Origin of the sequence: Huintestinicola sp., assembly GCF_050874005.1 — a bacterium.
In the GTDB taxonomy this organism is placed as follows: domain Bacteria; phylum Bacillota; class Clostridia; order Oscillospirales; family Ruminococcaceae; genus Huintestinicola.
In genome coordinates, this window is the sequence record NZ_JBNMJV010000031.1 from 21,770 (window position 1) to 33,965 (window position 12,196).

Genomic DNA, 12,196 nt, shown 5'->3' on the forward strand with positions numbered 1-12,196 from the left:
AGCTTTTTGTGAAGCCTGCTCATAATTATCATTGAGACGATACCGAGAATAATGCAGAGTATGCCGCATATCACCTAGGGAACGGGATCTGAAGCGGCAGAGGCGATCAGCAGTTTATCAAACACATCGTCAAACAGAAAAAATACCCATACAAGAATACAGGAAAAGGTATAGATGATCTGCCTTAACCGTAATGTTTTTTCGGGTGCGCCGCTTCTGAGCAGATCTGCCAATTTCAGTACGAAATATGACAGTGCCAGATATGTCATAAAGACCGATGCCGAAAAGATAAGTGCGGCAGGCTTTATTATAAGCACCATTCCGAAAAGCGCCGCCGAAAGGAATATCATACCGCTTAACACCCTGTCAATGCCGATATATGACCTCACAACCGTCTCACGTCCTGCAGGAAGCTGATACAGTGCGGTCCTGCCACGCATATCCGAAAGAGTCAGACCTTTTTTCGGCTTCTGCGTCCCCTCAAATACGGGGTGACTTTCGCTTAAAGCCATCTGCGCCATTGTGTACATCATAAGCAAAAACGTAATAAAATATGCATATGAAAAAGATGCTCCGTCAAAGAAAACTACAACAGGCGAAAAAAATGAAAACAGGACAACCATTGCGATCGACATCACATAAAGCACATTTACCGAGCTGTTTGTTAATGCCTTTGCGGCTTTTCTGTACTGTGAAACTGTCATAATTTTTCCTCTCCTATCTTCTCGCCGTTTCGGGCGGTATTTTCTGCGTCATGCAGACATTTTCTGTAGGTGGCAAGGCTGATTAAAAGTGTGATCGCAGCGTTTATCAGAAAAACGGTTCCCACGCCCATTCCCGTTTTATCAATCTCATAATCGGGTATCATTGAAAGAGATGTAACTGCAATGCTCAGCATAACAATGCAGCTTATATTTCTTGCTGCTGCGCAGCCAAGCCCCTTTTTCACAGTCATCAGAATACTGATGAAATTGTAAGAAAGCGTGATAAAAGATGTTCCGATTATCAGAGGAGAAGATTTAACGGGAATATCTGTTTTTATCAGCACAGCGCCCTGAGCGATAAGTCCCAGCACAATGCAAAGCGAAATGCACAGCCGCTTATTCTGAAATGCCCTTACCGCTGTCAGCCTGTCTGCGGGAAATAAAGCGGCGGCGTTTATCATTTTACGATTATCCGAAAGTGATGCATAGATATTATTATCGTCGCTTTTTTTACGGCTGAATGAGGGATATGCGGGATCGCACGAAAGCTGAATGTATTCAAGACAAATATACAGAGCAGTAAAGCTGACCCAGTTAAAAATAAGCAAACGGTAATTCAGATATGCAAAGGGAGCCCCGGCAATAAGGCATATTCCCATTGCCGCCATAATTATCCTTTCGATTTTGCCATGTCCGTTAAATGTTCCCATAGCCCTGTCAAACTGCTTTGCTGTCATAAGTAATACCCCTTTCAGCCGTTTCGCCTGTTTTCCCTGTTCTGCAGAATGGTGTGAACAAGGATATCCTCAAAATTGGGAGTGCGGACGGTAACGTTTTTAAACATCTCTGCATTTTTCCGAAGCACCAGCGCTTCAAAGCCGATGTCCGTTGTCTTTGCGCCGATGAGAACGGCAGGGAGCATTTCACGCTTGTCTCCCGAAACCACCGCATATTTTTCCTGCGCCTCGTCTGCTGAAATGACCTCGTGAATGTGTCCGTCTATCATAAGGGCAATGTAGTCCGCAACCTTGTCAAGGTCTCCCGTAATGTGAGTAGAAAAGAGAACGGAACGCTCCCCGTCGGAAACAAATTCACGGAGAATATCAAGCATTTCAATTCTCGCCGCAGGGTCAAGACTCGCCGTAGGCTCGTCGAGGATAAGAAGCTCCGGCTTGTGGGCAAGGGCAAGGGCAAGCATTACCTTTGTTTTCATACCCTTTGAAAGCTCGCCGCATTTTTTCTTAACGTCTATCTGCCACATATCCATATATTTTTTAAAAATGCCGTCGTCCCAGTTGTCAAAGGCATAGGAAAAAGCCTTTGCGGTCTTTGCCACCGTTGTGTTTATGTAAAGATAATCCTCGTCCGCAACGAAGCCTAACTTGTTTTTGAACTCGGGCTCGTTTTTAACGTTGTCAAGCCCCTCAAAGGCTGTTATGCTGCCGCCTGTCCTTCCGTAGATGTTCATAATGAGCCTTATAAGAGTGGTCTTGCCTGCGCCGTTTTCTCCGATAAGTCCCATTATCACGCCCTTTGGCAGGGATAAATCAATATCGTGCATAGAAAAGCTGCTGTCTGCAAATTTTTTGCCCAGTCCCTTTATCTCAAGAATATTTTCCATTAAATTACTTCCTCTCGGTTATGATATTTATTGCGCCGATAAGCTCCTCGGCTGTAAAGCCCTCGGAGAGCATTTTGTCCGCATACTGTGAAAATTCCGCAAGCCGCCTTTGCTTGTACTGCTCCATAACTGCGCTTTTGTCGGGTGCTCTCACAAAGGTGCCCTTGCCTGCGGAGGTGTAGATGATACCCTCGTGCTCAAGGTCGGAATATGCACGCTTTACCGTTATTGCGCTGACATTCTGCTGCGCCGCAAGCTGCCTTACGCTTGGCAGAAGCTCGTTATTTTTTAGTTCGCCGCTTATGACCGCCTGCCTTATCTGCTCCTTTATCTGCTCGTACATAGGCTTGTCCGCAGTCGGATTTAAAACGATGTTGATGTTATCATCTCCTCGCTGTGATATACTGTGTATATCAGTATATACACAGTATATCACAGCGTATACACATTGTCAAGAGTTTTTTGAAAAAAATTATGAGCCGCCGTACCGGGCATTTCATTTCATTCATCTCCTCCCATTTTGGCCTAAAAACAGCGCACACCTTTCGGGTGTACGCTCAATACTGTCCATTAACGCAGCAGCACTAATAAAGTCACTCGGATAGAATAATCTTCCTTTTTTCGATACGAAGCTCAAACTTCGCAGCTTTCTCCGAAAGATAAGCAATATCAGATACAAGTGCCTGTATGTCGGAAATACAGGTGCTTTTTCTTGCGACCTGTGCTTTGATATTTATCGTTTCGAGAAGCTTTTCAAGCTCTGAGATATTTGTTATTCTCTCGGAAAGATATTCCAATATTTTCATCTCCTCTCGGGTATAAAAAATCACCCTACGGGTGTAAGGTGATTATCAAGATATAAGCCTGACAAAATGGCAAGAACAATCATCTTCACCATTATCCTCTGTAAAATCTACCCACTCAAAATGAGGATTAATTTCAAAAGTCCCCATATCTTCACCGGGGTCATATACAAGCATTTTGTTGCCGTCAATAGCATAAACTTTTGAATCATATCCTCGGCAGCCATAGCTGACGTGTACAGAAAATTCAAGCATAATATTCTCCTTTCGGACATAGAAAAACCGCCTCAGAGCGGGGCGGTTAATTAGGATGTTCTTTTTCAAATTTTTCCTTGAATTTTTGAAATTCTGCATCTAATTCTTCAGGAGTTTTTCCAGCATATTTTTCTTTAATTTTCTTCATATCCACATCTTTTTCTTTATAATCAAAATGTTTGATATCCATTTATTTCACCTCCCTAAATTCAAATTGATATATTCCCTGGAGATCTTTTAATGCGTTTAATTGAGCGTCAAATTCAGAATAACCTTTTTCGGTATATGAAGCTACTCTTGAAGTATAAACATTTCCATCAATATAATATTTTGGTGCAGTATATTCAAATATTGTTCCGTTATGACCAATAGTATAACCAGCTTTATATTTATTTTGTAATGCACAGTTTAAATCGACGTCACTTGGTGGCATTCCCTTCGGGTGGTTGTGGAACGAAATTAACTCAAATGGTTCAGCCTCAGACAAACCTTGTAAAATCTCGTTATTATAATCAGGAGAGCCTGCTTCTGTACCTTTAGTTGAACGGTACCACTTTTTTAAACGAGGATTATAATATTTGAGGTCTTCGCCGTTTGTCCCAGAACGATTGTGAAGCATTGCTTTGGATTCCTGATAGAACTGTCTGCGGAGTTCAGCATCATCGGTCATTGAAATAAATTTTCGGGTGAAGCTACTACTTTCTGTTAAGTTCTGAGGAACGGCATATTTTTGTGAATGCCTTGCTCGTTCTTCTTCTCTTATCATACCACTTCCGCCGCCATTTGTCAAGCCGTTTTTTGGGGAATTTGCCTTCCTCTCCGCCCAAACCGTCTTAGCAGATTTGCTCCTGTCATACCCATAAACCTGAGTCCTGTCGTTCTGAGTAAGCAGTCCAGCCGCCTTAGAAAACTTTCCGTACTCCTCCCGCTGTCTCCGCAGAAGCACAGATTTTTCGGTAAACCAATCGTACAGCGACTCAATTTAATCACATTACAGATAAATCTCCTCCGCTCCCACATTTTTTCTGAACATCTCATCGTGCTCGGCAAAAATAAGGGTGGGGCGGCAGCTTTTTATAAGCTCCTCTATCTGAGTTCGGGAAATTACATCAATGAAATTCAGCGGCTCGTCCCATACGTATAAATGCGCCTTTGAAGCAAGACTTGCAGCAAGAAGTGCTTTCTTACGCTGTCCTGCGCTCATATCCTCGAGCCGCTTTGAAAACTGCTGCCTGCCGAAATCAAGCTTTCTGAGAATTGTGAGAAAGAGGGTAAAGTCCACCGAAGCCTTTTCCGCATATTCCGAAAGTGTGCCTGTGAGATGATCGGCATTCTGGGGCGCATAGGAAATTATTACTCCCGAGGGAAGAATAAGCTTGCCCGAAAGAGTAATGCCCTCCCTTTCTCCGCAGATGTATTTGAGGAATGAGGATTTTCCGCAGCCGTTTTTTCCGCAGAGGGCAACAATCTCGCCCTGCCTGAGAGTAAAGGACATATTTTCAAAAAGCTTTCTGTCCCCGTAGGCAAGCCCGAAGTTTTCGGCACTCAGAATAACCTCCCCGTGAAATTTCAGGGGTGAAACGCTTATGGCGTCTGCTTTTTCTATCTCCTTTAAAAGCTTTGATTTCTCTTCTGCCGCTTTAAGGCTCCTGTCCTCGAAGGCTTTTGCTCTTGCCATTGCCTTTTTGGATTTAGCTCCCTCGTATGCACGCCTTGTAAGGGACTTTTCGGTTTTTGTGGGGTCAAAGCCTATCTTTTTCCGCTCGGAGCGGTCTGCCCATTCGGCACTGCGCCTTGCCGCATCGGTGAGCCTGCCTATCTCCTTTCGCAGTCTCCTGTTTTCCTCAAGCTCTCTGCTGTCGGCAAGCTCCTTTTCACGCTGCCACACGCTGTAATTACCTTTGGTAACGGAAATGCCGGTTCGGTTAATGCTCATAATATGGTCGGTGCAGCGGTCAAGGAGCGCTCTGTCGTGGGACACAAGGATAAATCCGCTTTTAGATGATAAATAATCTCCCACCGCTTCTCTCGTATCTGCGTCAAGGTTATCCGTAGGCTCATCAATGAGCAGGAAACGGTTTTCCGCAAGGAACATTGCCGCAAGCAGCAGCTTTGTCCGCTCGCCACCCGAAAGGGTGTTAAATGGTCTTTCGGTAATGCTGACGTCAAGCCCCAGCTGTGACAGCTCGCAGTCTATCTCCCATTCCTCCCTGTCCTTGCATATTCTTCGGATAATTTCCAGAGCAGGCAGGCTCTCGTCTTCGGGACGGTAGGGGAAACGGTAAAAATCCACCGAAGCGGTAATTTTTCCCCTATACTCAAGCTCACCCGTCAGCAGTCTAAGAAAGGTGGTCTTTCCCCTGCCGTTTCGCCCCGTGAGTCCAAGCCTCCAGGATGTATCCAGCTGTAAATTCACATTCTCAAAAATATTCTCCTCAGCCCCGTCATAACCGAAGCTGAGACTGTTTATAGAAATAACTGACATAAACATCTCCCCTTTCATCGCCGTACAAACGCAAAAAGGCAGCTTCGGGAATTGCCCAAAGCTTCCTTGACCGTTCATATACCGAAATTTCGGGAATTATTTCAGAAAAATACAAAATGCGCCGAGAAGCCCACCTTGCCATATGTCTAAAAATACGGACACAGACAGTTAAAGAAGCTATAATTCCCGAATAAATTTGCACGGCAAACACACCGCATAAAATATGCGGCTCAAAAATGTATGCATTACAAAAATTATCGGAAATCACTTACGCATCTTAACACTCCTTGTCCGTTTTGATGATGTCATTATAGCACGGCTGTCCGGGTTTGTCAAGCACTTTTTTCAAATATCTTCACAGGTATGAAAATTTAAATAAATACTATTGATTTTATAGGAAAGATGTTGTAAAATAAAAGGGAATAAATTTTCTTTGTATATTTTACCGAAAGGGGCAAAAATAAAATGGGAGCACTCACCACAGCAGCAATATTCACCGACCATATGGTCATTCAGATGGGAAAGCCTATCGTAATATGGGGTCACGATTACAGCGGCAAAAAGATCACTGCGTCATTCTGCGGCTACACCGCCGACACACTTTGTATTGACAACCGCTGGCAGATAACCTTCCCCCCCGTAAACACCTACGGCGGTCCTTATGAACTTACCCTCACAGACGGCAGCGAAAGCCTTACCATAAGCGACATTATGATTGGCGAGGTATGGATAGCGGGCGGTCAGTCCAATATGGAGCTTGAGCTTCAGAACGAGTGCCACGGTGAAGCTGAGCTTGCAGTCTGCGAAAGCTCAAACGTCCGCTTTTATTACACAAAGAAAAATCCCTACATAGACGAATTTTTCTACATTGACGAGAAAAACGGCGGCTGGGCGCTCCCCTCTGCGGAAAACTCACGCTGCTGGTCGGCGGTGGGCTACTATTTCGGAAAAAAGCTTGCGGCTGATTTAGGCGTTACCGTGGGTATCATCGGCTGCAACTGGGGCGGCACATCAGCTTCTAACTGGATAGATAAGAAAAATCTTGTGAGAGACGAGGACACCAAGACCTACGTTGACGAATATGACAAAGCAATGGAAGGCAAGACCTTTGAGGATTATCTCAAGGAGCTTCGTGAATACCGTGAATGGGAAGCCGAGTGGCAGCCCAAGATAAACGAGTTTTATAAAAATAACCCCGAGGGCAGCTGGGACGAGGCGCAGGAATATGCAGGCAGCCCTTCCAGATGGCCCGAGCCTTTGGGTCCCAAGTCCCCCTTCAGAGCAGGCGGTCTTTACGAAACAATGCTCAAGCGTATCGCTCCCTACAGCGCAAAGGGATTTATTTACTATCAGGGCGAGTCCGACGACCACAAGCCTCAGATGTACGAAAAGCTTCTTAAAATGCTTATATCTCAATGGCGAACCGACTGGAACGACCCCGAAATGCCCTTCATAATGGTTCAGCTGCCGATGTTCATAAACCGTGGCGAGGAGGACAGAAAGAACTGGTGCCTTATCAGAGAGGCTCAGATGAATACACATCTCACCACCGCAAATACGGGAATTGCCGTTACCCTTGACTGCGGCGAGTACGGAAATATCCACCCCGTAAACAAGATACCCGTAGGCGAACGTCTCGAGAAGCAGGCGCTGTGCCACGTTTACGGAAAGCTCTCCTCTGCCGAGGCTTACGGTCCCGTCTATTACCGCTCCTATCCCGAGGAGGACTGCTTCATTCTCGAATTCAAGTATGCTGCTGACGGCTTTGACCTCAGAAATGAAGATACTCCAAGCGGCTTTGAGGTCGCAGGAGACGACAAGGAATACCATAACGCTGCGGCGCAGATACTGAGCGGCGGAAAGATACGCCTTACAAGCCCCGAAGTCAAGGAGCCAAAATACGCCCGCTTCAAGTGGACAAATTATGCGGAAGTGACCCTCTTCGGCAAGAACGGCATACCTGTTGCGCCTTTCAGAACAAATCCCGAAGCTTGACAAAAGAAAGGAACTCTATGAAAATTTCACAGCTTTTTGACAGCGGCAAATGCGTATTTTCCTGCGAGGTCTTTCCCCCGAAGAAAAATATGCCTGCCGACACCATATACACCACACTTGACAGCCTGAAAAATCTCGACCCTGCCTTTATCAGCGTGACCTACGGCGCAGGCGGCACCGAGGGTGACAATATCACAGGCGAGATAGCTTCATACATCAAAAAAGATCTGGGTATCGAGTCCTGCGCTCATCTTACCTGCGTAAGCAATACACGTGCGGACATTGATATCCTCCTTGACGACTTCAAAAAAAGGGGTATCGAAAATATCCTTGCCCTGCGTGGTGACATAAACCCCGAGCGTCCGCCAAAGCACGATTTCAACTACGCCTGCGAGCTTATTTCCTACATCAAGGAAAGAGGAGATTTCCACATCTCCGCCGCCTGCTATCCCGAGTGCCACATTGAGGCTCCCGATATGATAACCGATATCCGCCATTTGAAGGAAAAGGTGGACGCAGGTGCGGAGCATCTTATGTCACAGCTTTTCTTTGACAACAACATCTTTTTTGAATTTCTCGAAAAAGCACGTATCGCAGGAGTGAACGTTCCCATTGAAGCGGGTATAATGCCCGTTGTGAACAAAAATCAGATAGAGCGTATGGTTTCAATGTGCGGCGCAAGTCTTCCTGCAAAGTTTTCAAGAATGATGGCTAAATACGAAAATTCTCCCGAGGCTCTCAGAGACGCAGGAATTGCATATGCCGTTGACCAGATCACCGACCTCATATCGGGCGGAGTCAACGGGATCCATCTGTACACAATGAACAACCCTTATGTTGCCGAGAAAATTTACTCTGCCGTTAAAGGACTGCTGAAATGATAAAGCTTACTTCCATTGACCGCAGCGAAGCACTCAGATATCTTGCCTGCCGTGATGAAAAAAGTATCGGAGAAACTGCTTCCGTCTATCTTGACGAATGTGAAAGCAGGCTTCTTGAGGTCATTACCCCAAAATATCTCTATAAATATTTTCCCCTTGGATCTGAAAGCGGCAGACCTGTTATCAAAGGCTGCACATTGCCCCTTGAGGGTAAGGAAATTGCCGGACACCTTGAGGGCTGTACGGGAATTATACTGCTGTGCGGCACTGTGGGTAGCGGTGCGGACAGGCTCATTCGTGTGCTGCAGATAGAAGATATGGCAAAAGCTGTCATAGCCGACGCATTTGCGGGAGCAGCCGTTGAACAGGTGATGAACGAAGCCGAAAGCATTATCAAGGCGGAATTCCCGGGGAAATATTTCACCTGGCGGTATTCCCCGGGCTATGGTGATTTCCCCATTGAGATACAAAAGCAGCTCCTTGATGTGCTTGACGCTCCGAGGAAGATAGGACTTTGCACCTCCGACAGCAGAATGCTCGCTCCCGTAAAATCCGTTACCGCAGTTATGGGCGTGTCAGACGCTCCCCTGCCGCCACGAAAAAGGGGCTGCGTTACCTGCAATATGAGGGAACGCTGCCAATTCAGAAAGAGAGGACTCCACTGTGGATCTTAAAAAATTACTATCAGAACGTGAATTTGTATTCTTAGACGGCGCAATGGGAACAATGCTCCAGAAAAGCGGACTTAAAACCGGCGAGACCCCCGAGCTTCTGAACATTACCCACCCCGAAATAATCGAAAATATCCATTCGATGTACATCGAAGCAGGTTCGGATATCGTTTATGCCAACACCTTCGGAGCAAACCGCTACAAGCTTGAGGGCAGCGGTCACACCGTAAAGGAGCTTATAGGAGCGGGAATTTCCTGCGCCAAAAATGCCTGCAAAAAGAGCGGACGGGAAGCCTATGCCGCTCTTGATATCGGTCCTATCGGACAGCTTCTTGAACCTACGGGCAGCCTGTCCTTTGAGGAGGCATATGACATTTTCAAGGAAGAAGTGCTTGCCGCCGAGGACGCAGATCTTATCGTAATTGAAACAATGACCGACCTTTACGAGGTCAAAGCCGCTCTCCTTGCGGCAAAGGAAAATTCCGACAAGCCTGTTATATGCACAATGACCTTTGAGCAGAACGGCAGAACATTCACAGGCTGCTCCTGCTCCGCAATGGCTCTTACCTTAGAGGGACTTGGGGCAGATGCCATAGGCGTTAACTGCTCTCTGGGTCCCACGGAGCTTATGCCTGTGGTGGAGGAAATTTGCAGATGGACAACTCTCCCTGTGGCTGTTAAGCCCAATGCAGGACTGCCAGACCCGAATACAAATCTTTACAACGTGACTCCGGAGGAATTTGCCGAAGCGGCTGCAAATTTCTCCGATATGGGCGTTAAAATTCTGGGCGGCTGCTGCGGAACGACCCCCGAATATATTAAGGCTCTTACCGAAAAACTGAGCCGCAAGCATTTTGCAGAGCGGACTGTAAATATCCCTGCGGCAGTATGCTCCTACGCCAACACCTGCGTCATAGACCAGCCCCGAATAATCGGCGAGCGCATCAATCCCACAGGCAAAAAGCGTTTCAAGGAGGCGCTCAAGAGCGGCGATATCAACTACATTCTCGGACAGGCTATCGAGCAGTCGGGAGCAGGCGCAGACATTCTCGATGTGAATGTGGGACTTCCCGATATTGACGAAAAGGCTATGATGGTGCGAACCGTTAAAGCACTCCAAGGCGTTACAGACCTGCCCCTGCAGATAGACTCCACCATTCCCGAGGTCATTGAAGCGGCTCTCAGAGTTTATAACGGAAAGGCAATAGTTAACTCCGTAAACGGCGAGGAAAAATCCCTTGAAGCTATTCTCCCCATTGTGAAAAAATACGGCGCAGCGGTTGTTGGTCTTGCCCTTGACGAAAACGGCATACCCAAGACCGCCGACAAACGCTTTGCCATTGCCGAAAAGATAATGCACAGGGCAATGGAGATGGGCATTCCCAAGCAGGATATTTTTATAGACTGCCTTACCCTCACCGCCTCCGCCGAGCAGGAGGGCGTTATGGAGACGGTCAATGCTCTGTATCGAGTAAAGCAGGAACTTGGACTTAAAACCGTTCTCGGCGTTTCGAACATTTCCTTTGGACTGCCTAACCGTGAACTAATCAACAGCAATTTCCTGCAGATATGCCTTTCTCACGGACTTGACCTGCCCATTATTAACCCCAACATTCCCGCAATGACGGGTGCGGTAAGGGCGTACAAGCTGCTTACAAATATTGACAAAAATGCCGCAGAATTTATTGCCGCATATAACAACACCGCTCCCACACCTGCTCCCAAGGCTTCGGGAGAGCTGAACGTAAGCCCCGAGGGACTTCTTTTCGCTGTGCAGAACGGCCTCAAGCAGGACGGTGCAGCCATTACCGAAAAGCTTCTTGAGACAACCGACCCGATGGTCATAGTTGACGATATGCTTATCCCCGCTCTTGACAGGACGGGCGCAGATTTTGAAAGCGGAAAAATATTCCTGCCCCAGCTTATCCTTTCCGCAGGAGTGGCACAGGCGGCTTTCGAGGTCATCAAGTCAAAGATAAGCAAGGAGGGCAGCTCTGTTTCCAAGGGCAAGGTGGTGCTTGCCACCGTCAAGGGCGATATCCACGATATCGGCAAGAATATCGTGAAGGTGCTGCTTGAAAACTACGGCTACGAGGTCATTGACCTGGGCAGAGACGTGGAATATCAGGCTGTTGCGGACGCTGCAATGCCGGATGACGTTAAGCTTGTGGGTCTTTCCGCACTTATGACCACCACCCTCAAATCAATGGAGGAGACCATTGCCCTGCTCAGAAAGGTAAAGCCCGAAATAAAGATAGTTGTGGGCGGTGCTGTTCTCACTCCCGAATACGCCGAAAAGATAGGCGCAGATTTCTATGCCAAGGACGCAAAGGCTACGGTTGACGCTGCAAGGCAGGTTTACGGCGGGTGACGACCCGCGGCGAGACGTTCTATATTTTGTTTGGGCGGCAAGCTGTCGGCTCGGTAGCGATACAAATAAATTGACCGATAAATCGTAATATATCGAGCTGTTTATTTTGTAATGATTCCTGCGGAATAGGACTTATGATAAAATCAGTTAAATTGTGGGGGATGCAAAGGGACAACATAAGGGGAGGGGGAAAAAGAAAACCCAACAAAAATGCGGGATTTCCCCCTCCCCTTTAGGTTTTCCCTCAGAAACCTTTGGTTTCACACTCCCTTTCCCTTACCTCTCCCCCTTTCCGCATTTTTACAGTTGTGCTTTGATTTCTCCGTCAAAGTTCTTTGTTTGGTTTTGTTCGGGTATTTTCACCTCGTCATTGCTTTTTTTGCGGTTCCCCATTGCCTGTTATGGGGCAT

At 46.8% G+C, this 12,196-nt stretch carries 13 protein-coding genes; 4 read left to right on the top strand and 9 right to left on the bottom strand.

Annotation, left to right across the window (positions count from 1 at the left end):
• Positions 1 to 74: 74 nt before the first annotated feature.
• From ACR0QN_RS10425 to abc-f, 9 genes are all read right to left on the bottom strand, one after another.
• Entirely contained in the window at positions 75 to 704 is a 630-nt protein-coding gene (locus tag ACR0QN_RS10425) for a hypothetical protein (protein ID WP_432651154.1), read from the bottom strand.
• Positions 701 to 1,441, bottom strand: coding sequence for a hypothetical protein (locus ACR0QN_RS10430; protein WP_432651155.1), 741 nt, complete (start codon positions 1,439 to 1,441; stop codon positions 701 to 703). The genes ACR0QN_RS10425 and ACR0QN_RS10430 overlap by 4 nt, the downstream gene beginning before the upstream one ends.
• 14 nt (positions 1,442 to 1,455) lie before the next feature.
• Positions 1,456 to 2,325, bottom strand: a complete 870-nt coding sequence (locus ACR0QN_RS10435; RefSeq protein WP_432651156.1) for an ABC transporter ATP-binding protein — start codon at positions 2,323 to 2,325, stop codon at positions 1,456 to 1,458.
• A gap of 4 nt (positions 2,326 to 2,329) precedes the next feature.
• Complete coding sequence (locus ACR0QN_RS10440) at positions 2,330 to 2,761, bottom strand: GntR family transcriptional regulator (RefSeq protein ID WP_432651157.1); 432 nt, start codon at positions 2,759 to 2,761, stop codon at positions 2,330 to 2,332.
• A 157-nt stretch (positions 2,762 to 2,918) separates the two neighbouring features.
• Entirely contained in the window at positions 2,919 to 3,131 is a 213-nt protein-coding gene (locus ACR0QN_RS10445; protein WP_432651158.1) for a hypothetical protein, read from the bottom strand.
• 45 nt (positions 3,132 to 3,176) lie between these two features.
• Entirely contained in the window at positions 3,177 to 3,383 is a 207-nt protein-coding gene (locus ACR0QN_RS10450) for a hypothetical protein (protein ID WP_432651159.1), read from the bottom strand.
• 46 nt (positions 3,384 to 3,429) lie between these two features.
• Positions 3,430 to 3,573, bottom strand: a complete 144-nt coding sequence (locus tag ACR0QN_RS10455) for a hypothetical protein (protein WP_432651160.1) — start codon at positions 3,571 to 3,573, stop codon at positions 3,430 to 3,432.
• A complete protein-coding gene (locus tag ACR0QN_RS10460; RefSeq protein ID WP_432651161.1) occupies positions 3,574 to 4,149 on the bottom strand; it encodes a hypothetical protein in 576 nt (191 codons plus the stop codon).
• 225 nt (positions 4,150 to 4,374) lie between these two features.
• A complete protein-coding gene (gene abc-f / locus ACR0QN_RS10465) occupies positions 4,375 to 5,868 on the bottom strand; it encodes a ribosomal protection-like ABC-F family protein (protein ID WP_432651162.1) in 1,494 nt (497 codons plus the stop codon).
• Between the two features lie 465 nt (positions 5,869 to 6,333).
• Here abc-f and ACR0QN_RS10470 point away from each other — a divergent pair, with 465 nt between their 5' ends.
• Genes ACR0QN_RS10470 through ACR0QN_RS10485 form a run of 4 tightly spaced genes read left to right on the top strand, consistent with a single transcriptional unit; the run spans position 6,334 to position 11,786 of the window.
• Positions 6,334 to 7,863 carry a sialate O-acetylesterase gene (locus ACR0QN_RS10470; RefSeq protein ID WP_432651163.1) on the top strand — a complete coding sequence of 510 codons (1,530 nt, stop codon included), beginning with the start codon at positions 6,334 to 6,336 and terminating at the stop codon, positions 7,861 to 7,863.
• A 17-nt stretch (positions 7,864 to 7,880) separates the two neighbouring features.
• Positions 7,881 to 8,744, top strand: a complete 864-nt coding sequence (gene metF / locus ACR0QN_RS10475; RefSeq protein ID WP_432651164.1) for a methylenetetrahydrofolate reductase [NAD(P)H] — start codon at positions 7,881 to 7,883, stop codon at positions 8,742 to 8,744.
• Positions 8,741 to 9,418 carry a vitamin B12 dependent-methionine synthase activation domain-containing protein gene (locus ACR0QN_RS10480; protein ID WP_432651165.1) on the top strand — a complete coding sequence of 226 codons (678 nt, stop codon included), beginning with the start codon at positions 8,741 to 8,743 and terminating at the stop codon, positions 9,416 to 9,418. Before metF ends, ACR0QN_RS10480 begins: the two co-directional genes overlap by 4 nt.
• Positions 9,408 to 11,786, top strand: coding sequence for a homocysteine S-methyltransferase family protein (locus ACR0QN_RS10485; RefSeq protein WP_432651166.1), 2,379 nt, complete (start codon positions 9,408 to 9,410; stop codon positions 11,784 to 11,786). The genes ACR0QN_RS10480 and ACR0QN_RS10485 overlap by 11 nt, the downstream gene beginning before the upstream one ends.
• The last annotated feature ends 410 nt before the right edge of the window (positions 11,787 to 12,196 follow it).